The sequence below is a fragment of the Arthrobacter sp. NPDC089319 genome (assembly GCF_040684925.1).
Classification (GTDB): domain Bacteria; phylum Actinomycetota; class Actinomycetes; order Actinomycetales; family Micrococcaceae; genus Crystallibacter.
Genome location: NZ_JBFBGZ010000001.1, coordinates 546707 through 571165 on the forward strand (window position 1 = coordinate 546707; position 24459 = coordinate 571165).

Annotated in this window: 19 protein-coding genes; 11 read left to right on the forward strand and 8 right to left on the reverse strand. The window is 64.1% G+C overall.

The window, feature by feature from the left end:
• Positions 1 to 70: 70 nt before the first annotated feature.
• The 4 genes from AB0N75_RS02685 to AB0N75_RS02700 all read right to left on the reverse strand — a co-directional run bounded on the left by AB0N75_RS02685 (position 71) and on the right by AB0N75_RS02700 (position 4756).
• The gene (locus AB0N75_RS02685) at positions 71 to 1504 is read right to left on the reverse strand and encodes an aldehyde dehydrogenase family protein (RefSeq protein ID WP_364644651.1); all 1434 of its coding nucleotides are present in this window, start codon (positions 1502 to 1504) and stop codon (positions 71 to 73) included.
• 76 nt (positions 1505 to 1580) lie between these two features.
• The gene (locus tag AB0N75_RS02690) at positions 1581 to 2882 is read right to left on the reverse strand and encodes an NAD(P)/FAD-dependent oxidoreductase (protein WP_364644654.1); all 1302 of its coding nucleotides are present in this window, start codon (positions 2880 to 2882) and stop codon (positions 1581 to 1583) included.
• Positions 2883 to 2905: 23 nt separating this feature from the next.
• On the reverse strand, positions 2906 to 3241 hold the full coding sequence (locus tag AB0N75_RS02695) for a cupin domain-containing protein (RefSeq protein ID WP_364644657.1): 336 nt from the start codon (positions 3239 to 3241) through the stop codon (positions 2906 to 2908).
• Between the two features lie 18 nt (positions 3242 to 3259).
• Positions 3260 to 4756, reverse strand: coding sequence for an APC family permease (locus AB0N75_RS02700; RefSeq protein ID WP_364644660.1), 1497 nt, complete (start codon positions 4754 to 4756; stop codon positions 3260 to 3262).
• Positions 4757 to 4933: 177 nt separating this feature from the next.
• Between AB0N75_RS02700 and AB0N75_RS02705 the strand changes: the two genes are divergently transcribed.
• The 11 genes from AB0N75_RS02705 to AB0N75_RS02755 all read left to right on the forward strand — a co-directional run bounded on the left by AB0N75_RS02705 (position 4934) and on the right by AB0N75_RS02755 (position 18401).
• Positions 4934 to 5551 carry a TetR family transcriptional regulator gene (locus AB0N75_RS02705; RefSeq protein WP_364644662.1) on the forward strand — a complete coding sequence of 206 codons (618 nt, stop codon included), beginning with the start codon at positions 4934 to 4936 and terminating at the stop codon, positions 5549 to 5551.
• A 489-nt stretch (positions 5552 to 6040) separates the two neighbouring features.
• Positions 6041 to 7042 (forward strand): helix-turn-helix domain-containing protein, encoded by a 1002-nt coding sequence (locus tag AB0N75_RS02710; protein WP_364644665.1) that lies wholly within the window; start codon positions 6041 to 6043, stop codon positions 7040 to 7042.
• A gap of 104 nt (positions 7043 to 7146) precedes the next feature.
• The gene (locus AB0N75_RS02715) at positions 7147 to 8550 is read left to right on the forward strand and encodes an NAD(P)/FAD-dependent oxidoreductase (RefSeq protein WP_364644668.1); all 1404 of its coding nucleotides are present in this window, start codon (positions 7147 to 7149) and stop codon (positions 8548 to 8550) included.
• Between the two features lie 10 nt (positions 8551 to 8560).
• Positions 8561 to 9697, forward strand: a complete 1137-nt coding sequence (locus AB0N75_RS02720) for a serine hydrolase domain-containing protein (protein ID WP_364644671.1) — start codon at positions 8561 to 8563, stop codon at positions 9695 to 9697.
• The gene (locus AB0N75_RS02725; protein WP_364644674.1) at positions 9694 to 10764 is read left to right on the forward strand and encodes an alcohol dehydrogenase catalytic domain-containing protein; all 1071 of its coding nucleotides are present in this window, start codon (positions 9694 to 9696) and stop codon (positions 10762 to 10764) included. The genes AB0N75_RS02720 and AB0N75_RS02725 overlap by 4 nt, the downstream gene beginning before the upstream one ends.
• Positions 10761 to 11873 (forward strand): NAD(P)-dependent alcohol dehydrogenase, encoded by a 1113-nt coding sequence (locus tag AB0N75_RS02730; RefSeq protein WP_364644677.1) that lies wholly within the window; start codon positions 10761 to 10763, stop codon positions 11871 to 11873. The genes AB0N75_RS02725 and AB0N75_RS02730 overlap by 4 nt, the downstream gene beginning before the upstream one ends.
• 299 nt (positions 11874 to 12172) lie before the next feature.
• Positions 12173 to 13390 carry an ABC transporter substrate-binding protein gene (locus AB0N75_RS02735; protein ID WP_364644680.1) on the forward strand — a complete coding sequence of 406 codons (1218 nt, stop codon included), beginning with the start codon at positions 12173 to 12175 and terminating at the stop codon, positions 13388 to 13390.
• Positions 13391 to 13435: 45 nt separating this feature from the next.
• Positions 13436 to 14299, forward strand: a complete 864-nt coding sequence (locus AB0N75_RS02740) for a branched-chain amino acid ABC transporter permease (RefSeq protein ID WP_364644683.1) — start codon at positions 13436 to 13438, stop codon at positions 14297 to 14299.
• A complete protein-coding gene (locus tag AB0N75_RS02745) occupies positions 14286 to 16052 on the forward strand; it encodes an ATP-binding cassette domain-containing protein (RefSeq protein ID WP_364644686.1) in 1767 nt (588 codons plus the stop codon). The genes AB0N75_RS02740 and AB0N75_RS02745 overlap by 14 nt, the downstream gene beginning before the upstream one ends.
• A complete protein-coding gene (locus AB0N75_RS02750; RefSeq protein WP_364644689.1) occupies positions 16049 to 16744 on the forward strand; it encodes an ATP-binding cassette domain-containing protein in 696 nt (231 codons plus the stop codon). The genes AB0N75_RS02745 and AB0N75_RS02750 overlap by 4 nt, the downstream gene beginning before the upstream one ends.
• A 181-nt stretch (positions 16745 to 16925) precedes the next feature.
• The gene (locus AB0N75_RS02755) at positions 16926 to 18401 is read left to right on the forward strand and encodes an aldehyde dehydrogenase family protein (protein ID WP_364644692.1); all 1476 of its coding nucleotides are present in this window, start codon (positions 16926 to 16928) and stop codon (positions 18399 to 18401) included.
• Between the two features lie 359 nt (positions 18402 to 18760).
• On the opposite strand, the gene AB0N75_RS02760 is transcribed toward AB0N75_RS02755, so the two are convergent.
• The 4 genes from AB0N75_RS02760 to AB0N75_RS02775 form a co-directional block, all read right to left on the reverse strand.
• The gene (locus tag AB0N75_RS02760) at positions 18761 to 19603 is read right to left on the reverse strand and encodes an AbiV family abortive infection protein (RefSeq protein WP_364644695.1); all 843 of its coding nucleotides are present in this window, start codon (positions 19601 to 19603) and stop codon (positions 18761 to 18763) included.
• A 235-nt stretch (positions 19604 to 19838) separates the two neighbouring features.
• On the reverse strand, positions 19839 to 21272 hold the full coding sequence (locus AB0N75_RS02765) for an aldehyde dehydrogenase family protein (RefSeq protein ID WP_364644698.1): 1434 nt from the start codon (positions 21270 to 21272) through the stop codon (positions 19839 to 19841).
• Positions 21273 to 21515: 243 nt separating this feature from the next.
• Positions 21516 to 23045 (reverse strand): GMC family oxidoreductase, encoded by a 1530-nt coding sequence (locus AB0N75_RS02770; RefSeq protein WP_364644701.1) that lies wholly within the window; start codon positions 23043 to 23045, stop codon positions 21516 to 21518.
• A 131-nt stretch (positions 23046 to 23176) separates the two neighbouring features.
• Positions 23177 to 24445 carry an MFS transporter gene (locus AB0N75_RS02775; RefSeq protein ID WP_364644704.1) on the reverse strand — a complete coding sequence of 423 codons (1269 nt, stop codon included), beginning with the start codon at positions 24443 to 24445 and terminating at the stop codon, positions 23177 to 23179.
• Between the last annotated feature and the right edge of the window lie 14 nt (positions 24446 to 24459).

Genomic DNA, 24459 nt, shown 5'->3' on the forward strand with positions numbered 1-24459 from the left:
TGAAATTGCATCTTGAGCAGGCAATGGGGCCGTTGGCAGCCATGGGCCCCATTGCCTGCGGTGCGATGTTTTAGTAGCTGATCACGTGGGGCTGGCCGAGGTGTTTGAGGCCTTCGACACCGAATTCGAGGCCGTAGCCGGACTGCTTCGCGCCGCCGAACGGTACCCGCGGGTCCACGGCACCATGCTTGTTGATCCACACCGTGCCGGCCTGGATCCTGGCGGCGACCTCGCGGGCCTTGTCCTTATCGGATGACCATACAGAGGCGCCGAGGCCGACATTCAGGGCGTTGGCCATTTCAATGGCTTCGTCCACGCTGGAGTACTTGACGATCGGGAGTGCCGGGCCGAACTGTTCCTCGGCGACGAGCGGGTTGTCGTTGTCGATGTCGGCGACCAGGGTGGTGGGGTAGAAGTAGCCGGGCTGGCCCTGTTCGGGGTTGCCGCCGAGGACGATGCGGGCGCCGGAGTCCTTGGCCGCCTGGACCAGGTTGGCCACGATGTCGAACTGGTTTTTGTTTTGCAGCGGGCCAAGCACGTTGTTCTCGTCCAGGCCGACCCCCATGGGCGTGGCCTTCGCGGTTTCAGTTAGCGCGGTGACGACGTCTTCGTAGATGTCCTCGTGCACGTACAGGCGCTTTAGCGCGGCGCAGGTTTGGCCGGTGTTGATGAAGGCGCCCCAGAACAGGTCCTCGGCGATCGTCTGCGGGTCGGCATCGGGGAGCACGATGCCGGCGTCGTTGCCGCCGAGTTCCATGGTCAGCCGCTTGACGGTGTCGGCGGAGTTGCGGATGATCGCCTTGCCCGCGTCTGTGGAGCCGGTGAACATGATCTTCGCGATTCCGGGGTGTTCGACCAGCAGGTTGCCGACGGTCCGGTCGCCGGAGACTGCCTGCAATACGCGGCCAGGGAGTGCGGCGTTGAGGACGTGCACCAGCGCGAGGACCGACAGCGGTGTGGAGCTCGAGGGCTTCATCACGACGGTGTTGCCCATGCGCAGGGCCGGGGCCAGTTGCCAGACGCCGATCATCATCGGCCAGTTCCACGGCCCGATCGCGCCGACGACACCGAGGGGGCGGTAGTGCAGTTCGGCCCGGCCGCCGTCGTCGACCAGCACTTCAGGCTCGAGTTCGAAGGATGCCGTGGCGCGCAGCCAGGCGGTGCATGCCCCGACCTCGAAGCGGGCATTCGGCCCGTTCAGCGGCTTGCCCTGCTCCCGGGAGAGCAACTCCGCGAGGGCCTCGGCCGAAGCTTCGACGGCGTCGGCGGCACGGTTCAGATAAGCGCTGCGCTCCTCGTGTCCGAGGGCCGACCATCCCGGCTGCGCCTCACGGGCAGCGCTGACGGCTGCTTCGAGGTCCGCTGCCGTGTGTTCGGGCGCGCGGCCGACAAGTTCGCCGGTGGCCGGGTCCAGGATGTCGCGGCCGCCGGTAGACGGCTGGATGACAGCAAGCAGGTCGGCCGCGGTGGCGTAGCTGGCATGCGTGGTCGTCGTAATGCTCATAGTGCGTTCTTTCTTACAGATCGGGATGTGCGTGAGTTGCCTGTATCAGCGGACTGCAGGCTCAAAGTGTCATCGATTACTTGTGTCGGTCGAGCTTGCCAGTGACGGCGCGCGCGGTGTTCAGGCCGCTTTCGATCGCGCCGTCGATGAAGCCGCCCCAGCCGTTGGCGTAGTCGGAACCGGCGAGGAAAACGTTCCCTTCGGGTCGCTGCATTTCCTCGAGGCTTTCGGACAGGTAGCCGGTGTAGTGCATAGGCCAAGTGGACTTGGCGAACTCGTCGCCGACCCAGGAGTGTCCGGTGATCTCGAGGACCTCGATGCCGGGGACGAGCTTCTCGAGCACGGCCTGCGCAGCTTCCGTGTCTTCGACATCGACAGCGTGTCCGTCAGGTCCGAAGGCCACCAGGGTGGTGGTGTCCTCGTCGAAGTATTCCGACTGTACGAAGTTGATTGGCCAGTCCTCGGCTCCGAAGGCCACAAAACGGTCCCACTTGCCCTTGACCTTGATCCACAATTTCGCGCCCAAACCGGCCTGGCCACGCGCGGCGGCCGCTTGCTTGCCTTCCGAGAGCGCGGGCGAGAACTCAACTGAATCCAGTGCGTTCAGCGGCAACGTGACGATGACCGCCTTGGCCGAATGGACTGCTCCGTCCGCGGTGGTGACGGTGACCCCGGCGTCGTTCTGCTCTACTCGCTTGACGACGCTGTTGAGGTGCAGGTCCGCGGTGGTGTCCGCCAGGATCGCGGCGGCCAGGGCGGCCGTTCCGCCCTGCACCTTGTAGGTGGCGCACGCTTCGAACATGAGCATCCAGTCGCCGCTGGCCGCCGAGCACCAGCGCAGCGCCTGAGTGAAGGCCGCGTCTTCAATTTTTCCGTTGAAGTTCAGCGACCAGAAGGTGCGCAGAAGCTGGCGGGCTTCTTCGTCCAGGTTCAGCGCGTCGATCCGGCTGGAGACGCTCTCCTGGTCCACGCCCTTGACCGCGGGATTGCTCAGGGGCTGGTACGGCAACGGGATCAGTTCACGGGTTTGCTCCAACAGGCGCTTGTTGGGCTCGTCGATGATCTCCAGTACCCGTTCGGCTGGCCCCTCGTGCAGTTGTCCGTCGGCCCACCAATAGGCTTTCTCGAACTCCGGGCCGGCGACCACTCCGATGCCGTATCTGGTCATCTCGGCCCATACATGGGGCTGCACCCAGTGGACCCAGGTGCCTCCGAGTTCAAGGCCGCGGCCCATCCGCTCTTCCACCCAGGTGCGGCCGGCGATCCGGTCGCGTGCTTCGAGGATTTTGACGGTGCGCCCCTGCTGGGTGAGTTCGCGCGCCGCGGTGAGGCCGGCGAATCCGGCACCGATGATGAGGACGTCGGTGGTTGTGCTCATGGTGGTTCTCTTTCCGGTCCGGCTCAGCTGTAGACGAAGAATTCGACGGTGGGCTCGACGACGGTCCAGCGGGTCTTGGCTCCCTTGGAGAAGGAGGCCATGCTGCCGGCCTTCAGATCGAAGGTGTCACCGTCGAGGACTTCGATGTGGAGGTGGCCGGAGACGATGTAGATGGTCTCGTCTTCTTCGATCGGCAAATCAAACGGTTCCGGGGCGTCTTCGGGAGTGACATGCCAGATGCCGGACGCGAGGGCCTGGTTGCCGCCGTCGCCGTTGCGGCGCAGCCATTGGACCTGGCCGACTTCGAACTGTTCGTACTGGGTTTCGGTGTGGCCGGTGTGGAAAACGGGTGAGGTCATGGTGATCTCCGAGTGGGTCTAGTTGGTCGGTTCGGGGGTGGATACGGGATCTGCAGCCGGATACGCGGTGCGTCTCGGTTCGCGGAGCAACGGCAGCTTTTCCTGGCCGCGGCGACGAATGGCGTAGAGGACCAGGGAGAGCAACAGGATGCCGACGCCGATGGAGAGTTCCAGTGCTCCGCCGTAACCCGTGAGTTCGGAGGACAGCGAGCCAACTACCAGCACGACGGCACCGTAGATGGTTAGCGTGATGGCCAGTGGCATTGCGGTCCGCCCGGCACGGAAGGGTCGAGGCATCTGGGGGTGGTCTTTGCGCAGGATGATGAAGCCACTGACGGCCAACAGGATGGCCAGCAGGTAGCCGAGATTCGCCGCGACCAGGATCGAGATCGGGTTCGAGACGAAGATGATCAGCAGGATATTCATGACGACGGCGGTCAGGATCGCTCGGGCGGGTACTTGGTGCTTGTTGAGCTTCTCGAACTGCCGGGGAACCAGGCCGTCCAGAGCCGCGCCGTAGAGGGCACGGGAACCGTCTGCCATGCTGGCGTTGACTCCCATGAGCAGCGCGCCGATGGAGATGATCAGCATGATGTCCGCCATCGGGCCTGCGGGCAGGACGCTGGCGAAGGCGTTGACGAAGACGCCGCCAACGTCGGCCGCTGCGTCTTCGCGGGAGATCAGGCCGCCAACGCCCAGCGGAACCAAGGCGAACATGGCGAAGGTGTAGGCACCCGATGCGGACAGGGCGCGCTTGGCGTCCTTGCGTGACTTGTACTCCGGGGTGAAGGCGGCACACATTTCTGTGCCGTAGGCGGTCCAGCCCACCAGATACAGCCAGACAATCGCGTCCTGCCACCCGCCCCAGTGGTCGGCACCTTCGCCGCCCAGGCCCCAAGTGAGGTTCTCGACGTGCCAGTTACCGCTGATGATGGGCGAGACAACAAAGATCAGCAGCGGAATGACCAGCAGCGCACCGAGGAGTTTGTTCACCCAAGCGGCGGGTTGCGCACCGAAGAGATTAGGGACCATGATGGCCAGGATCAGGGCGATACCGATCAGTTGGCTCAGCCCGATCTGGGCGATCCCGAGGTCCAGCGCCCAGGTCTGGTCCGGGAACCAACGCGCCTGGATGATCGCGCCGGCGGTGAAGCTGACGACTGAAATGACCGCGGACCAGCCGAACCAGTAACCGAAAGTGGCCAGCGCACCGGCGGGCGCGAAACGTTCCTTCCATGCCTCGTGTGCATAGACGGGAACTCCACCCGGCTTGTTCGGGAACATGGACGCCATTTCGGCAAAGAGGTTGTTTTGGAGCCAGCCGATTCCTGCCGCCAGCGCCCAGATGAACAGTGCAGACAGTGCACCAATGGCGGCCATCGTGGCGCCGAAGGAGACAAACAATCCGCCGGAGACGGCCATGGCCAAGGCAAAAGCATCCTGCCAACGCAGCGTCTTGTGAAGTGACGGTTCCGCTGCCGGAACGGCGGCAGCGGGTGAGTTTGGGTTGGTCATCACGGGACCTTTCAATGAAGAATGCCGGAACTCGTCGACAAGTGGGTGTGAGGTGGGGCACGTCCTTACAACTATGCACCTGCTTAGTTGTGGTCGTCAATAGATTCGGAAGAGTTCTTTTACGGAGCGGCCGAGGCACTTAGGAGATCGGACCACCTGTGTAGATAGACTCGTTTCATGCCCAGTGGACGAGCACATAAATACGGCGACGGGCGGGAAGCCCTCTTGGCCGCCGTCGTAGGAGTCGTGGCCGAAAAAGGGCTGCGGGGCCTGACCTACCGCGCCGTTGCGGAGCGGGCAGGCGTGAACAACACGCTGATCTCCCACTACTTCGGTTCACGAAGCGCACTGCTGGAAGCGGCTATGGAATGGGCCTCTGCTCGGTCCATCCGTCTCAGCGATCTATCGGCCACTGAGGAAGTCGACGAGGATTTCGCTCGTGCCCTCGTGGAACTCGTCCAGGCAGAACCGGAGCTGCAGCTGTTCCAGTACGAAATGATCTTGGAATCCCGGCGAAAACCTGAACTCCGCCCCTCAGCGGTCAAGCTCTATGAGAACTACGTCGCCTCGATGCAGCAGGCGCTGCAGAAACACGGCTACCAAGACACGGGCCCATTGGCGCGCGCAATTTTCGCAGCCCTCGACGGCTTGGTCCTGCAGCAGCTGACAGTTGCCGATACCGATTCAATCCATGATGCGATCCTGCGAGTAGGGCAGATGCTGGAAAGGACGCCTCGCCAGCAGAGGTCAGGCGTAGAAAAATCACATCCGGCTCCCAAGCAACCAGTTGGGTAGTACAAGGGTGAAAGCTATATGCCGCGGATGTCGGCGGCGACTCGCTGGGATGCACCCGTCAGGCAGTTAGTCAGTCGGTGGACTCGGTGAGAATCAGGCCGGCCCCGGGCAGGGCTATATCGTTGACGTCGAATTCTGGCGCTGCTTGTACAGGCAGACCTGCCAACGGCTGCCTGCTAAGAGGTTATTCAGCTACGGAACGAGTGGAGTTTAGGTTTGCGCTGTAACGTCTGGTGCCGTCTCCAAGTGTCGGGTGGTATCGCAACTAGCGTGGCGGCAAGCCCAGCCGGGTCGGGGCTTTTTGGAGTTCTTACCTGACTCCAGTGAATAGGTCGCTCCCTCTCGCAGTCTGTGAATGAGCCCGGCGACCTCGTGACTGGGTATTTGTTATGTCAACTGTGATCTGTGCGACACTGAGTTGGCGGCTCCCCGTGATGATGCCCGGCCAGTTGTGGGAACCCAGGCTGAAGATCTCCGCTAGCGGACGCCGTGACGTTCGAATTCCACGTATGGGGGACTGCTATGCAGCATCGGTTTGGAGACAGCGATAACGCGCACCGGGTCGACGATGCGGACGGGTGGGGTCAGCGCGTTGCCACGGCCTTCGTCCCGGCAAGGATCGACACATGGGACACTTCCTTCAAGGCTTCGATGCGCACCGTCGAACAGGGGCGCCTGCGTCTGTCCCGGGTGAGCGCCTCGACGCATGTGCTCGATAGGACGGCCCATCACTTGAGGGTCGGGGACCCGCAGCACTACGTGCTGTGTCTGCATCTATCAGGTTCAGCCGTTGTCATCCAGGAAGGCCGTATGGCACAACTGGGGCCTGGCGATGCGACCGTCTATGACACATCGAAGCCCTACACGCTGGAGTTTGACGGTCCCTTCGAAGGTCTGGGAGTTGTAGTTCCCGCAGAACTTGTCGCCATTAAACCCACGCAAATAAATCCGTTGTTGGCCCACCACATGCCCGGTTCCGACCCGGTCGTGTCCGTGGTGCTGGAGACCATCGCGGGCATGGAAGGCCGTCTTGCCCTGTTGCCCGCCTTTGTCCAGCACCGCCTGGGGCAGAACGTGGCAAACCTTTTTGAGACTCTATGTACCCATATGGGAACCGAACTGGGAGCACTGAAGGGCGATCCGAGACTGGAACAGTGGAATGCGGTGGTGTCTTGGATTGAGGACCACTTGGCCGACCCGGATCTAGATCCATTGATGATCGCGGATGCTTGCTTCATGTCGGTGCGGTCGTTGCATAACCTTGCCCGTGACGCGGGCACGAGCGTTGCTGTATGGATCCGCCACCGTCGTTTGGAAAAGTGTCGGGCGGATCTGTCCAACCCGGCCTTGAAGCACCTGAGCGTGGGCGCCATCGGGTCCCGGTGGGGCTTCGTGCATGCGACGCATTTCTCCACCCTCTTTCGGGCCGAGATGGGGATGACGCCGCGCGCCTACCGCCAGGAATGCTTCGCGAACCAGTCTTCGCGCTGAGATGTCATCGAGGTGCACGGACCTTGAAGAATGAGGTCCTGTGACCGACGTAACGTCGAGGGAAACGCCACCGATTAGAGCGTTTTGGTGGAAGGACCTGAGACATGAACACAAACATCGAAGTTCCGGCGAACTACCTGGTCGTTGGAGCCGGACCCAGCGGACTGATCGCCGCAAGAGCGCTGCTCAAGGCTGACGTTGAAGTAGAGATTGTCGAACGACACTCGGCACCGGGCGGGATCTGGGACATCGACAGCGCCGGTTCTCCCATGTACGAGACCTGCCATTTCATCACGAGCAAGTGGCTGGGCGGTTTCCTGGATTTCCCGATGCCGGACGACTACCCGATGTACCCCTCGTGGCGCCTGGTGCTGCAGTACATCCGCCAAATGTCCGATGCCTACGGTCTCACTGAACGCACGCGCTTTGGGCTCGAGGTGGTCGAGGCCAGGCCGACCCTCGTCTCCGACACGGATGCCTGGACGGTCCGTTTCAGCGACGGCAGCGAACGGCTCTACCGGGGCGTGGTCTATGCCGGTGGGCAGCAGTGGCTTCCGTTCAAGCCGGATTTCGAGGGCGAGGAGGAGTTCCAGGGGGCGATCATCACCGGCAACCGCTATAAGGATCCGGCGCAGTTCAAGGGCAAGCGGGTGCTCATCGTCGGCGCCGGAAACTCCGGAGTGGACATCGCCGTCGACGCCGCCGAACATGCTGAGGCCGCGTTCCTGTCGACGCGCCGTGCCTACCATTTCCTCCCCAAGCAGGTCTTCGGAGTGCCCACCCCGGACCTGCTTAACGGCAAGGTGGATCTGCCGTCCGTCCCCGGTGTGGCGGACGGGCTGGAGCTGATCGACATCATCAACCTCGCTCTCTCCACGGTGGGCGACCTGAGCCATTACGGCCTGCCCAAGCCCGAGGGCGTTGTCCTAGGGTCGACCCAGCCGATCGTCAGCGACCTGGTGCTGCACTGCTTCTCCCACGGCACGCTGAAGCACCGGCCCAACATCAAGCGCTTCCACGCCACCGATGTGGAGTTCGACGACGGAAGCCGCGAAGAGATCGACCTCGTGGTGTTCGCAACCGGCTACGACATCGACATCCCCTGGCTGCCCGAGGGCGCGGTCGACTATGAGGCGGGGCATCCGCACTTTCACCTTGGCGGCCTCGCCCTGAATGTCCCGAACCTCTACGGCATCGGGGTGCTGCACCCGAGCCGGGCGGACGCTTGGGCCACCTTCGACCAGCTGGCCCAGCTTGTCGTCGCGGACATCAAGGCCACCCTCACGGGCGAGAACGCTGAGGCGCTGCGTTACATCCGCGAGGAGTTCCGGCCCAATCTGAAGGGCGACTTCCCGTTCCTGGACGTGCGCCGCAACGTTAACCAGGTGGATGTTGCCCTTCTGGACCAACTGATCTCCGACCTGGAGACAAAATTCGGAATCACGGTGCCGAGACGGCAGACCCCCGGGTTCTATGACTCGGTTCGGCGTCAGTACGTAACCGTCTAAAGGAGCTTTGATGAATCAGCAATTGCCCCCCGTCGCCGAAGTTACGGGCACGCATAGCGGACTGGGTGCGGAAATCCGCGAGGCGTTCTCCCGGGCCCTCGCCCGCTCTAAGGGCGGCGCCCAGTTGGTGGTCACCCGGAACGGTGAGACGCTCGTGGACTTGGCCGGCGGCTCGATAAGCCAGGACACCCCGGTTCAGGTGTACTCCGTGTCGAAGCTGGTCGTCGCCATCGCGGCCGCCCACGCCCATGGGCACGGCGTCCTTGACCTGGACCAGCCGCTTGCCGAGACGTGGCCGGCCTTCGACCGCGATGCGGCCCGGACGATCACCGCGCGCATGGTCCTGAACCATTCGAGCGGCATCAACGCCGTCGACAAGCCACTGTCCCTCGAGGACCTGGTCGCCGGTGCCTTGGATGACGCGGTCGCTGCCCAGGATCCGCATTGGGAACCCGGGACCGAGCATGGTTACGGCGCTTTCACGTTCGGTGCCCTCATGTCAGGGGTTTTCAAGCACTCGGCCATGACATCGGTGCAGCAGTACGTTGCTGAACACGTCACAGGCCCGGCCGGAGCCAATTTCTGGTTCGGTGCGCCGGACGGGATCCTGTCTACCTTGGCGCCTCTGACGTTCGACTCGCCGATCCTCACCGAGGGCCAGGTCGCCGCGATGATGGCCGGACGGGCCATTGCAGACGGGTCGATGCTCCCGATCCTCACGGATTCCCCGGGCTTCTTCTCGGACCGGCGGGTCATTCAGTCTGACTGGCCGGCCATGTCTGGGATCAGCACGGCGCGGGACCTGGCGAAGATCCTCAACGCGGTCCTCGGCCATGGGACGGAAGAGCCGGTCCTGTCGACGGCGGAGCTGCAGGACATGATCGCGGAACAGCGGCACGGGATGGACCGCACGCTGGCCCACGTCACCCGCTATGGTTCCGGCGTGGAACTGGCGCACGGGCACTTCCCTTACTTCGGCGGCCGTTCCTTTGGGCATCAGGGTGCGGGCGGTTCCGTCGCGGCGGTGGATCCAGACTCCGGTCTGGTGTCGGTTTACACTTCCACGCATACGGCGAGCACGGTCGGAGGATCGGATGCGGCGCTGACGTTGCTGGCTGCCACCCGACAGGTGGTGAACCAGTGGTGAGGTCGGCCTTTTTCCCGGAGGTGGGGCGGGTAACCGTCGCAGAGTTGCCCGATCCGGAGCTGCTGAATCCGACGGACGCCCTGATCCGGGTTCATGCGGCAGCCATCTGCGGGAGCGACCTGCACATCCGCGCCGGCCACATCACTCCCGAGACCGGTTTCCCGATCGGCCACGAATACGTCGGTGAGATCGAGGCCCTCGGGTCCGCCGTGACGAGGTTCTCAATCGGAGACCGCGTCACCGGGCCGGCGGCGCCCTACTGCCGCTCGTGCGAGATGTGCCAGCGGGGACAGCACCAGCTGTGCCAGCGCGGGGGAATCCTCGGATCGGGCCCGGCCATGGGCGGGCTCGACGGCGCCCAGGCGGAGCTGATCCGCGTGCCGTGGGCTGATCAGAGCCTGGTCAAGGTGCCGGAGGAAGTGAGCGACGCCGCGGCGATTGCCGTGGCGGACATCCTTTCAACGGGTTGGTCCGGTGTCCGCCAGGCCCGGCCCCAACCGGGCGAGACCCTCGCGGTGTTCGGCTGCGGACCGGTCGGCCTGTCGGCGGTGCACACGGCCAAGCGGATCTCCGCGGCCAGCCAGGTGATCGCCGTCGACCCGGTGGAGTCCCGCCGCCGGCTCGCCCGAAAGCTCGGAGCTGACGCGGTTATGGCTCCCGACGACGCCACGGTCGAGGTTATCCGGGACCTGACCCGCGGCGTCGGAGCAGCGGCCGTGGTCGACGCAGCTGGCGTCCAGTCGACGATGGACATGGCCTGCGAGGTCGTGGCTGTCGGAGGCAGGATCGCAGAACTCGGCATCGCGTCGCAGCCCTTCACGCTGGACTTCGGCCGCCTGCTCATGAAGAACGCGACGATCTGGACCGGGCTGGGCGACCTGACCCGGATGAACGAGCTCATGGCACTCGTCGGCGACGGGACGCTTGATCCGAACCCCATGTTCACCCATTCGTGCACGCTCGACGAGCTGCCCGCCATGTACGACCGGCTCGCCGAGGGCGACCCGGAGATCGTGAAGGTCCTTGTCACGGTCGAAGGAAACAAGACTGCAGGAGAAGCAACATGAAAGTCGACGCGCTGATTGTCGAAGGCAAGAACGAACCCTTCGTACGCGAACAGATCGAACTGGACGCCCCGGGGCGGGGGGAGATCCTGGTCAAGGTGGTGGCAACCGGTGTCTGCCACACCGACCTCAACACCCAATCCGGCGATATGCCGCTTCCGCTGCCCGGCGTCCTCGGCCACGAAGGGGCCGGCATCGTCGAAGCCCTCGGCGACGGGGTCGACCACCTCGCCGTGGGCGACCACGTTGTTATGGGCTGGCCGTACTGCGGCCAGTGCCGCAACTGCCTGCGGGGCGAGCACCGCTACTGTGAGCGCATCGGCGAGGCGCTGTGTGGCGGCCACCGGCTCTCGGGACCCAAGGCCGGAGAATCCGGGTACCGGCGCGCCGACGGAACGGCCCTGTCCGGGCACTTCTTTGGACAGTCGTCGTTCGCGGAGTACTCCCTGGCCCCGGCATCCGCCGTGGTCAAGGTCGACAAAGCCATTCCGCTGAACCTGCTGGGGCCTCTGGCATGCGGCATCACCACCGGCGCCGGCGCCGTCTTTAACACTGCCGATCCGCAGGTGGGCGAATCCGTGGTCATTTTCGGGGCCGGTGCCGTCGGGCTGGCTGCGGTGATGGCCGCCAAGAACACCCCGGCCACGACCATCGTGGCCATCGACCTGCACGACTCTCGGCTCGATCTAGCAATGGAACTCGGCGCCACCCACGTGATCAACTCCGGCCGCGTTGACCCGGTCGAGGGGGTACTGCAGATTTGCGGTGGCGCCGCTGACTACGTGCTCGACTGCACGGGTGTAGTCCCGGTGATCGAGCAGGCCGCGGAGGCGGTGGGCATGCTGGGAACTCTGATACTCATCGGAGGCGCCCCGGCCGAGGCGCGGTTCTCCCTGGACCACCAGCGGACGTTGTTCGGGCGGCGCATCGTGGGCACGCTGGGCGGCTCCGCGAGTTCCGAACGACTCATCCCCGCCTTGATCCACCTCTACCGTCAAGGCCGGTTCCCGTTCGACCGGCTCGTGAAGTTCTACGACTTCGATCAGATTGACCAGGCGGTCGCCGATTCCAAGAGCGGCGAGACCATTAAGGCCGTCCTCAACATCGCCTGACCAACGCCGTATCCGGTCCCGGGCTGCTGTCCGACGAAAGGGCGGAATCCCGGGACCGCCGGGCCGGCTAACCAAAACCCAGCCTACGGCCAAGCCCCGCCGCAGCCCGCGCAGGGGCTTGAAAACTGTGCCCATTTGCAGCTCGGTGCCGACCGGCATGGGACCTGCGCTGAGATGCAAATTGCGTGCACTGGATCGAAATCGGCACTGCCTAGTCTTCTAGAAACCGTATGACACACCTCACTTCCACGGTCCCTGCCTCTCCGCAGGATCGTGGAACACCATCAGTAAGGAAAATCATGAATTCTCGGCGTTTTCGGATGGCCGCAGCTGCTTCGGCTGCAGCCACCCTGCTTATGGCGACCGGATGCGCGGGCGCCGCATCGTCCGGCACGGACAACGCGGCGACCGGTGAACCGATCGTCGTGTCCGCGCTCAGCGGCTTGTCCTTCTTTCCGGAAGCCTCTCAAGCGGCAGAAGCCGTTTTTGAGGACTACAATGCCGCCGGCGGCCTGAACGGCCGCCCGATCCAGTACAGCGTGATCGATGACAAGACTGATCCCGGAACTGCGGCCACCGCGGCCAAGGAAGCGCTCAACGCCGGCGCCATCGCCATGGTGGGCTCCGCGTCGCTCGTGGATTGCGCTGTCAACCACCGCGCCTTCGAGGACGCCGGAGTGGTCAGCATTCCGGCGGTGGGAGCTGAACCTGAATGCGTAACCACTCCAAACATTGCCCCTGCCAACGCCGGGCCATTCTTCGACTCGTTCATGAGCCTCAGCCACGGATCGGGAGAACTCGGATTCGACAAGATCTGCGCAGTCATCACCACGGAACCGGCCTCGGCCAAACCTGCGGTTATTCAGTCGATCGAGGCCTGGGAGAAAGCCAGCGGCCAGTCGCTGGCCTACTTAGATGACAGCCTGACCCGCGGCCAGTCCAGCTACGCTGCGAACATCTCCCAGCTGCGCTCCCAGGACTGTGATGCAGTGTTCATCAACGATGTCGCCGACGCCGTCATCGGCTTCCTCGGCGAGGCGTCGAACCAAGGCCTGAACCTGCCGGTGTTGGCCACCACTGCCGTGTATTCCGACCAGTTCGCCCTCACCGCTAATTATCAGGGAGACATCTTCGTCCCCGCCGAGTTCGCACCCTACGGCGACGACGGCGAGACCACCAGCGAGTGGTCACAGGTCATGGACGAGCACAAGGTGGAAAAGACCTCCTTCGCCCAAGGCGGCTACCTGGCGGCCAAGTACTTCATCAGCATCCTCGAGTCCATCGAGGGCGAGCCGACGCGCGAGGCCTTCACGAAGGCGGCCACCGCGATGACGGAAAGCATCAACGACCCCATGGCCCAAGACGAATGGATTTTCGGTTCCGACACCGCCCACCACCCTAACCAGACGGTGTTCCCTGTGAAGCTTGCTGCCGGCCAGACGGCGTGGGAGGCAGTGGGGCCGGTGCTTGACGGTGAGGAGCGCGGCTGGGTTCCCACGCAGGCCGTCAAGAACTGACGGTCACGTCAAAGGCACGCCGGACAGGCCCACTCGAGGAGAATCATGGACCTCATCTCATCCTTTGTCGTCGGTCTCAGCGCCGGCACCATTTACGCCACCTTCGGGGTCTTGCTGACCCTGATGGCACTGCTAACGCGGGTGATCAACTTCGCTCAGATCGCCGTCGGAGTCTTTGCCGCCTACCTGTCGCTGAGCCTGATCGGGCCTGACGGTTCCACTCTGGGACGGGCGGCACTGGCTATCGCGGCCGCGGCCGCGGTCTCTGTCATCGTGGGCTGGGTAGTCAGCCGCTGGCTGGGGCAGGCCTCAGCGACCGCCCGTTCCGCGGTGACGGTTGCCGTCCTGATGGGCTTGTTGTCGATGTCGGCCATCTTCTTCGGCACCCGGCCGCAGCCGCTGGCACCCCTGTTCGTCGGCCCCGCCTGGAGCAGCGGAGGCATCGTCGTCACCAAGGCAGGGGTGGCCATGCTGGTACTCGGGGTGGCCGTTGCCGGGATGGCGCGGCTGCTCTTGGGCTACACGTCGGTGGGGATCCGGCTGCGGGCCATATCCGACCACCCGCGCGCCGCCGCCCTGCTAAAGGTCAACGTGACCGGGTGGCAGGTCGCCGTTTGGGCGGTCTCGGGAGCCATCTCCGGACTGGTGGTGTTCATGCTGGGCAGCGCCCAGGTCTCCAGCGCCTCCTCCATGGTGAATCTGATGGTACCGGCCGCCGCCGCGGCTCTGGTCGGCGCTTTCAGGAACCTAGAACTGACCATCATAGGGGGACTGCTCATCGGCGGACTCCAGGGGCTCTTCACAGCGTTCCCGGATCTGGTGAACCTCAAGGACTGGGTCCCGATCCTGTCCGTCATCGTTTTCCTGCTATGGAACCAGCGGAAGGAGAAGTGGGATGCTGCGCGTTGAACAACTGCTCTCGGGCAAGAACGGGTTGCTCCTTGCGTGCGGTGCCGGGCTGGTCCTGGCAATGGCACTCGGGTTCGCGCTGCCCGCCTACTGGGTCTTCGTGGGAACATCGGTGCTCATCGCCTGGATCTCGCTTGCCGGGTTGGGGGTCGTCACCGGCACTGCGGGCATGATGGCTCTGTGCCAACTGTCCTTCGCGGCCATCGGCGCCTGGGTGCTGGAATACCTGCTCCTGGAGCAGCAGCTGGCCTCGTCGCTGGGATTGCTCGCCTTCCCGTTGGCGTTGTTGGCCAGCGGCATCATGGCTAGCCTGGTGGGCGTCGTCGTCGGGCTCCCGGCGTTGCGGTTGCGCGGTGTGAATCTCGCAGTCGTCACCCTCGGCATCGCCGCTGCCGTCGACCTGACCTTCCAGCGCACCGCCTTCCCGGATGCTGCTTCCGTGGAGCGGATCGAGCGGCCCTTCGGTATCGCCTTTTCCGACGCCGGAGACCGGGAGTACTTCATCTTCACAGCCGTGGTGACGTTGCTGGTGGTGCTGGCCGTGGGCCTGCTGCAGCGTGGGCGCTGGGGTTCGGCGTGGCGTGCCGTGGCATTCTCGGAACGTGGCGCCGCGTCTGTTGGCCAAAGCGTCACCCGGGCCAAGCTCACCGCCTTCGCAACCTCGGCATTCGTGGGAGGTATCGCTGGAGGGCTGACTGTCGGACAGATCGCACAGGTCAACTTCACCACCTTCCAGACCATCGGATCCTTGGGACTGTATGTGCTGAGCATCGTCGTCGGGGCGCACTTCCTCGAGATGGCGTTACTCGGCGCCGTGGTGTTCGTCTTGCTTCCGGAACTGCTCAAGCGGGTCGGAGTTCCCTTGGAATGGTCCAACGTGGCTTTTTCGTTGCTCGGCATCCAGGCGCTGACCATGAACTCGAGCCTCGGAGCGGACCTGCGAAACGCGCTCGTGAAACGGCGCCGCGCCCGCGGCCTGCAGCAGACCGACTCGCGGCTGGCCGGCCTTGAACCCCTCCGGAGCCAGCTGCCCCGGGGGAGCGGCAAAGTGCTGCTCGACGTGCGGAACCTGACGGTGCAGTTCGGCGCCCTGAAGGCGCTCAACGATGTCAGCTTCAGCGTCCGCGAGGGATCCATCATGGGCCTGATCGGGCCTAATGGGGCAGGGAAGTCGACCACCATCGACGCGCTCACCGGCTTCGTGTCAAACCACGACGGCGTGATCCTGCTCGGGGATACACCAATCCAGGCCGTACCGCCTCACCAGCGGGCCCATCTGGGCCTGCGGCGAACGTTCCAACAAGACCGTGTGCCGCCTACAATGACGGTCGGCGCTTACGTCCGCTTTGTCGCAGGGGCCTCGGCTGGCCAGCAGGAAGTGAGGGCGGCCTTGGATTTCCTCGGTTGTCCGGAATCCGGAACACCGCTGCAGATGGTCGACGTGGGAACGCGCCGCCTGATCGAGGTCGCGGCCTCCCTGGCCGCGCGGCCCAAACTGCTGCTGTTGGACGAGCCGGCCGCCGGGCTGTCCCACGAGGAACATCTCAGGTTTGCCGAACGGCTGCGGCAGATTCCCGAGCGGTTCGGTGTCACGCTGCTGGTGATTGAGCACGACCTGGATCTGGTACGCAGTGTCTGCACGGAGGTCACCGTTTTGAACTTCGGCCAGGTCATCGCGCGTGGGCCGTCCGAGGAGGTCTTCAGCAACCCGGAAGTCCAGGCAGCCTACATGGGAGAGGTCGAATCCAAATGACGCTCAAGCTCGAAAACGTTGCCGTCCGTCGCGGCATCGGGCCCGTTGTCCACGATGTCTCTTTCCAGGTGGGCCCCGGCCAGGTTGCGACACTGGTGGGCCCCAATGGTGCGGGCAAAACCAGCCTGCTCGAGGCCATTTCAGGAATCCTGCGCACATACGACGGCCTCATCGCCAGCGATGGCACCGACCTCCGGCCGGCGTCACCGCGGTCACGGTCACGGAACGGCATTCAACATGTTGAGCAGGGCAGGGCGATCTTCCCTTCGCTGACGGTCCGCGAGACGATGCGGCTCGCCACCAAGGACTCCTCTGCCATCGACCGCGCCATAGGGCTCTTCCCCGAACTCCACAAACGCCTCGATTCCCCGACCGCACTCCTGTCCGGCGGAGAGCAACAAATGGTCGTCCTGGCACGATCGATCCTCGCCGAACCCAAGTATCTGCTGATCGACGAGATGTCCCTGGGCTTGGCGCCAGTCGTCTTTCGCCGCCTCTTGCCCGTCATTCGCCAGATCGCCGACTCAGGCGTCGGCGTCGTCCTGGTGGAACAGTTCGCGCATCTGGCCCTGAACATCGCGGACGAGGCCCTCGTTATCGCCAACGGTGCCGTAACCTTCCAAGGCGACCCGCAGGAACTCCTTGCGGACGAGACGCTCCTGCACAATGCCTATCTGGGGGTTGCCTCTTAGCGCCCACAGTCCACACCTCCTCCATCCCGTTCCCGCGCGACGCCGGCCGGCACCGCTCCCAGGCGGCGGGACCCTTCCAAAGGAGCACGCCGGCTGCCGCACTCCTGTGACCCCACCGACAGGGGATATCCAGGACTCAAGTACGGTTGAAATGTTCAGTCAGACTCAAGGAGTACCACTCATGACCACCAACACCTTGGAATCCACCGCGACCTTCGCCGGTCAACCTGTGGACGCGCAGTTCATTGCCGGCCAGTGGCGGACCGGCCGCTCGGAGAAGGTGAACACTGACATCAACCCGTTCGATGATTCCGTGGTTGCCGAGATCCGCCAGGCCTCGGTAGAAGACCTAAACGAGGCCTACGAGGCCGCCGAGGCCGCCCAAGTGGACTGGGCGGCAACCGCCCCGTCCGAACGCGCGAAGATCATCCGCCGTGCCGCCGACATCCTCGAGGCGCGCCGCGAGGAAATAGTGTCCTGGCTGGTCAAGGAATCCGGCTCCACCGTCATCAAGGCCAACATCGAGGTCTCCCTGGCCGTCGGCATCACGCAAGAGTCCGCGTCCTTCCCGACCCGCGTGCACGGCACCATCCACCCCTCGAATACCCCTGACCGGGAAATGCGGGTCTACCGCAAGCCGGTTGGCGTGGTCGGTGTGATCAGCCCGTGGAACTTCCCGCTGCACCTGTCCCAGCGCTCGGTGGCCCCGGCGCTGGCGCTGGGCAACGCCGTCGTCATCAAGCCGGCCTCGGACACGCCGGTGACCGGCGGCCTGTTGATTGCCCGGATCTTCGAGGAGGCCGGTCTGCCGGCCGGCGTGCTGTCCGTGGTGGTTGGTGCCGGCTCGGAGATCGGCGATGAGTTCGTCGCGCATCCGGTGCCGCGGTTGATCTCCTTTACCGGTTCGACGCCGGTGGGCCAGAACGTGGGCAAGGTCGCCACCTCAGGGGAGCACCTGAAGAAGACCTCCCTGGAATTGGGCGGCAACGCTCCGCTCGTGGTACTGGACGACGCCGACCTCGACGCCGCCGTCGGCCAGGCCGTGCCTGGCACCTTCCTGCACTCGGGCCAGATCTGCATGTCCGTGAACCGGATCATCGTCCAGGCGCCGGTCTACGACGAGTTCGTTCAGAAGTTCTCAGGAGCTGCGAAGTCTGTACCGTTCGGCGATCCGGGTCAGGAGGGCACTCTGGTCGGTCCGGTGGTCAATGACTCCCAGTTGGAGGGCCTGAAGGCCAAGATCGCCGGAGCCAAGGAGGCCGGCGCCCGTGTGGTCGCCGGCGGCGACATCGAGGGCAGGGTAGTCCCGCCGCACGTGTTCGCTGACGTCACCCCGGAGATGGAGATCGCCCGCGAGGAGATCTTCGGCCCCATGGTCGCGATCCTCAAGGCCGACGACGAGGAGCACGCGCTAGAGCTGGCCAATGACCACGTCTACGGGCTGTCCTCGGCTGTGTTCACCCAGAACCTGGACCGCGGCGTGCGCTTTGCCCAGCGGGTCAAGGCCGGGATGACCTTCGTCAACGAGATGACCGTGCAGGACGAGGCCCACGTGGCCTTCGGCGGCGAACGCAATTCCGGGCTGGGCCGCTTCAACGGGGAATGGGCCATCGAGGAGTTCACCACCGCCCACACCATCGGCGTCAAACGACTCTGAACAGACCCCACCAAAGGCTGCCCGTCCGGACACATCGTCTGGGCGGGCAGCCTCCCTGTTTCCGAGCGAGAGCAGTGATAGAGCATGGACTGTGCCCAAGAGCCCCTGCCCAAGCAAGAATGTGGATTCGTCCCACACCCCGTCGACGGCAGCGCACTTTGAAGGTTATTCGGCCACGGAACGTGGTGGAATTTAGGTTTGCGCTCTAACCTCTGGCCCTGACGAGTCGATCGGGCGCTTGACGATAACGACATGCACATCAGAACGACCAGGGCAGTCTATGTGGCCTAATAGGGGGCACTCGACAACTGCGGCTGCGCTCACATCTCTGAGACGACTAGCTTTAGAGCACGCTGCTTCTACTTTTCGGGGTATTCCTCGGGTGAGGGTGAAGCGTCTTCCATCAGCGCCCACAGTTCGCGGTCCTGCGCCTCATATCCCGGTTGCCCGACGTTCTCGAAGGCGTTGCTCGGCAGTTGGAACGTATAGGCGCCGTTGTTGAGCTTCTCACCCTGCCTGCCCTGTCGCATCGACTCAAGCATTTTCTCGACGATGACGGGATCGACACCTCGCATGACGTGACGCATTCGCTCGATCTCGTCCTCGGTCGCCGGCGGTACGTCCTCCTGTTGGCTGCGCTGCCGCTTGCCCTCAATGTGCTCGCCGAGGCGCAGTTGCCAGCCGATTTGATGCACGTAGCCGATGACTGCACGAACGGCGTCGGCGTCGGCCACCTCCGTCGGTGTGACCGGATCGCCCTCCTCTGTGACGTCGACATAGAACCCTCGCTGCTTGAGCGTGTTGTGGTCCAGCTTCCATTCGTCGATCGTGCCGAGCACCCGAGCGTTCTCCTCCGGTGCCGGTGGTTCGGCCGCGAACCAGTACTCCTCGCGCACCAGGAAGTCGTGCACCGTCGCGAGCTTGAGCGTGTGCTGCGCCCACAGGTCTTGGAGTCGCTGGTCGACGAACAACTCTCCCTCCGGGGCTTGGACGATGCGCACCCGGCGCTCATGCAGCGCGATCGCCTTTCCCGACTCCTCCATGCCGAGTATCGCCAGCGACCGAGCGAGCGGGACGTTGTCGCGCTCGAGCATCGTCAGCGCGGCCGTCAGCAGCCGGTCTGCGTTCGCAAGTAGGGCATTCTGCAACGCGATAACTTGTGCGGGGGAGAGGTTTGCAGGAAGAACCTGTCTACGGGCCATACCTTAAGTCTCGCGCACGCCTCCGACAAGTTACTCTGCAGAGGTTGGTATGTAAGGGAACTCGGTTGCACTGGGTCCAGATTTAATGTCTAGTTCACACTCACCACGCAGGAGCAGTCGCCCACGGTCGCTTCAGGACCGCGCGGCACAAATATTCGGGTCTCTTCGGTAACTAGCATTTGGCGCGGGCAATGGAGCCGATTGCGGCGCGACCCCATTGCCCGCGGTATGGTGCTCAGTAGCTGATCACGTGGGGTTGGCCGAGGTGCTTGAGGCCTTCCACGCCGAATTCGAGGCCGTAGCCGGACTGCTTGGCACCGCCGAACGGGATCCGCGGGTCTACGGCGCCGTGCTTGTTGATCCACACGGTGCCGGCTTGGATCCGGGCGGCAACCTCCCGGGCCTTGTCCTTGTCGGAGGACCAGACGGAGGCGCCCAGCCCGACTTCGAGGGCGTTGGCCATGTGAATGGCTTCGTCCACGCTGGAGTACTTGACGATCGGCAGGGCCGGGCCGAACTGCTCCTCGGCGACGAGCGGGTTGTCGTTGTTGATGTCAGCGATCAGGGTGGTGGGGTAGAAGTAGCCCGGCTGGCCCTCTTCGGGGTTGCCGCCGAGGACGATCCGGGCGCCGGAGTCCTTGGCCGCCTGGACCAGGTTCGCGACGATGTCGAACTGGTTTTTGTTCTGCAGCGGGCCGAGCACGTTGTTCTCGTCCAAGCCGATACCCATGGGCATGGCCTTTGCGGTTTCGGTCAGCGCGGTGACGACATCTTCGTAAATGTCCTCGTGCACGTACAGACGCTTCAGCGCGGCGCACGTCTGGCCGGTGTTGATGAACGCGCCCCAGAACAAATCCTGGGCGATCGCCCGCGGGTCGGCATCGGGGAGTACGATGCCGGCGTCGTTCCCGCCGAGTTCCATGGTCAGGCGCTTCACGGTATCTGCGGAGTTGCGGATGATCGCCTTGCCCGCGGCGGTTGAGCCGGTGAACATGATCTTCGCGATTCCGGGGTGTTCGACCAGCAGGTTGCCGACGGTCCGGTCTCCCGAGAATACGTGCAAGACGCCATCCGGGAGCGCGGTGTTCAGGGCGTGCACCAGCGCGAGGACCGACAGCGGCGTGGAGCTCGACGGCTTCATGACGACGGTGTTGCCCATGCGCAGGGCCGGGGCGAGCTGCCAGACGCCGATCATCATCGGCCAGTTCCACGGCCCGATTGCGCCGACCACACCGAGGGGTCGGTAGTGCAGTTCGGCGCGGCCGCCGTCGTCGTCGACCAGCACCTCCGGCTCGAGTTCGAAGGATGCCGTGGCGCGCAGCCAGGCAGCGCACGCCCCGACCTCGAAGCGGGCATTCGGCCCGTTCAGCGGCTTGCCCTGCTCCCGGGAGAGCAACTCGGCGAGGGCCTCTGCTGATGCTTCCACGGCGTCGGCGGCTCGGTTCAGGTAAGCGCTGCGCTCCTCGTGTCCGAGGGCAGCCCATCCAGGCTGCGCCTCCCGGGCAGCGTTGACGGCTGCTTCGAGGTCCGCAGCCGTGTGTTCGGGTGCCCGGCCTACGAGTTCACCGGTGGCGGGGTCGAAGATTTCGCGTCCACCGGTGGCTGGTTGGATGGCAGCGAGCAGATCTGCCGCTGTCTCGAACACGCGTTGCGTGGTTGCAGTGGTCATTTTTGTTCTCCTGTGCTCTTTTGAGTCTCTGGAAGTGCAGATGGAAGGGGTGGGGGCATTTTTCGGCATATGGTGAACCGATGAGTTTCGGCGAATGACTCGATGTTGGCGGTCTGCCGCCGGTGCAAAGTTCTTCGCTGTGCCAACACGGGGTGATGGCTTCATCAGACCTCCCAGTCGCTGGTGGCCCTTTGAAGCCTTCGGCGGCCCTCCCAGTGCGTGCTGACTCGGCTCCGCGCCGAGCTAGGCCCGAATGCCTGTAATGAATTCGGCGGCCTTTTCACCGATGAGGACTGCCGCCGCGTTTGTGTTGCCGGTGGGGACGAGCGGCATGACCGATGCGTCCGCAACGCGGACGCCGTTGAAACCGCGGACCTTCAAGCTGCGGGGGTCGACGACGGCGAGTTCGTCGAGGCCCATCTTGCAGGTGCCGACTTGGTGGTGGTAGGTGACGGCCGTTTCGCGGACGTAGCGTTCAAGGTCCTCGTCGCTGTCCGAGTACTCCGGTCCGGGATATACCTCTTCGGGCCCCCATTCGGTCAGGGCTGCGGTGCGGCCCATTTCGCGGCATTGGCGGACGGAGGCTGCGAGAGCACGGACGTCCTCTTCGGCGGTCAGCGCGCCCAGATCAATCTCGATTGGATCCTCGGCGTTGGGACCCGACAGCTTGATTTCACCACGACTGAGCGGACGGACGATGCCGCCGATCAGGGAGAAGCCGTTACTCGGGCCGGTCATTGAGTCCAGGAAGTACATGGGCAGGGAAAAGTGGATCGGCTGCGTATCCGGCACGGCCAGATCCGGGTTGCTCTTCCAGAAGTGGTGGGTCTCCGCAGCGCCCACCTGGGACGGCGGAACTTCCTTCCTCGTGGTGGTGAAGATGACCGGCGAGAGCAGGTGGTCGTGCAGGTTCTTGCCGACGCCGGGCAGGTCCAGGACCGGTTCGATGCCCGCTTCGCGCAGTTCTTCGGCGGGCCCGATGCCGGAACGCAGCAGCAGTTCCGGCGAGTTGATGGCGCCGGCAGCCAGGATGATTTCGCCCGCGGTCAGCGTCAGGATTCCACCGTCCTTGTGGTATTCGACGCCGGTGACGGTTCTATCCTCCATCAGGAGCCGGCGAACGTGGGCGCCGGTGATGAGGGTGAGGTTTTCATGTCCGACGACGGGCTTCAGGTAGGCGTGCCAGGTGTTGAACCGTTTGCCGTTGCGCACGTTCAACTGCATCTTGGAGGCGCCTTCGACGTCGCCCGAGTTGTAGTCTTCATTGAGCTTGACGCCGACTTCCAGCGCGGCCTCGAGGATGTCGTCCTGGACCGGGTTGCGCGGGAAATCCTTGACTACGTCGAGCGGGCCGGAAGCACCGCGCGTTTTGGAAGCACCGCCGTCGTAATTTTCAATGGCCTTGAAGACCGGCAGCACGTCGTCCCAGTTCCAGCCGGGGCAGCCGAGATAGGCCCAAGTGTCATAGTCCTGCTTGGCGCCGCGGACCCAGATAGTGGCATTCAGGGCGTGCGAGCCTCCGGTGACCTTGCCGCGCGGCAGGTGCAGTTTCCGGCCGCCGCAGGCTTCCTGCTCCGTGGTGTAGTAGTCCCAATCCTCCGGACCGTGCCAAAGGGCCCCGGCCGCGAAGACATCGGCTATGACTGGGTTGGTGTCCTCGCCGCCGGCCTCCAGCACGGCAACGGTCTTGCCCGCATCAATCAGTCGGCGGGCGATCACCGAGCCGGCTGAGCCTGCTCCGACCACGATGAAATCAAAATCAGGGGTTGTCATTGTCGACCTTTCTATTGCTTTGTGTGTTTCGTTTGCTTGTCATTACCCAAATTGTCGAGACACCACCTTGAGGCGTCCGTCTCGAGACCCGTCGTGCGCCCGCATTTCTTTGAACTGTCGGAGTAATTTTTCTAGAGGCTCCCGACGGTCTCCTCGCGTGTCGAGGAAGTCGATTCCTCGGTGCCGCCCCAGGTTGCCTTGCCTGTGCGCAGCAGCAAAGCGGTCAACACTGCGGCCAGCAGGCAGGCGAGCCCCAGGAGCCCGAGTGCCACATCGAGCCGTCCGCCGAGCGCTGCTGCCACAGCACCAATGATGATTGAGGTCGAGAACTGCCCGATCCACAAGGAAGTCTGCAAGGCCCCTGAGCCGGCACCCATGTGCTCTCGCGGCAAGCGCCCCACCATCCAGGCCACGAGAGTAGGCAGCATGAGGCCGGCGCCGAAGTTGGCGATGGCCGCGCCGACCACCGCCCCCACCGCAGTGGGTGCGAACCACACGACAATGAAACCGATGCCCGCGATGCTGAACGCGATAGTCAACAGCCGTGTCACACCGAGTCGAGCAACAGCCCGGAAGCCGAAAGAGGCTAGGGCCCCCGCAAAGGCCGTGATAGCTGAAGCCAGCCCGATAGCAGCGGGATCGGCCATGCCCAGAGCCGTCAGGACGAACGGCATGTGCACGACAACCGTGAAAAACACCAGGCCGCCAAAGAGCGTTACCAGGCACGGGACCAGGATCAAACGCCAGGGGGTGGGCACCTTTCGGACGCCCTCTGCCCGGCGTTCAGGCTCCCAGATGACGAAGAGGATGGCCACTCCGATGAGCAGGCTGATGCCGTAGAGCCAGAAAGGCGCCCGCCACCCGAACTGTCCCATGAGCCCGCCCACCAAGAGGAACACCGTAGCCGCGAGGGTGCTGATGCCTGCTTGGTAGCCGATGTATTTCTCGCGCTCCGGCCCCTGGAAGTATTCGGCCGTCAGTGCCAGGCAACCCGTGAGGATGAAGGCCTCGCAGATACCCAGGCCCGCCCGGGAAATCAGGATGGCCAGCAGGTTGTCTAGCCACAGTGGCGCGGTCCCGAAGCCTGCATAGAGGATCATCGCAGTCAGCAGTACCTTCTTCCGGCCGAGCCGGTCCAAAATGATTCCCGCGATGGACGACGTGACTGCGATCATCAGGGCAGGAATCGTAAGGATCAGCGGAATCAGGACGCCGACGCCGGGGGTAGATCCGAAAGCTCCAGCCATGCTGGGCAGGACTGGTGCGATCAGTACCGCGCCCAGGGCGGGCATACAGCTTGCGATGATCAGAGAGTAGCCCTGGACGGGCCCGGGCCGTCGGCCGAGGCCCCGGCTGTTGCCGGCCGTGGTGACACGGATTTCTGAAGCACTGTGGTTCATGGGATTCGTTCCTC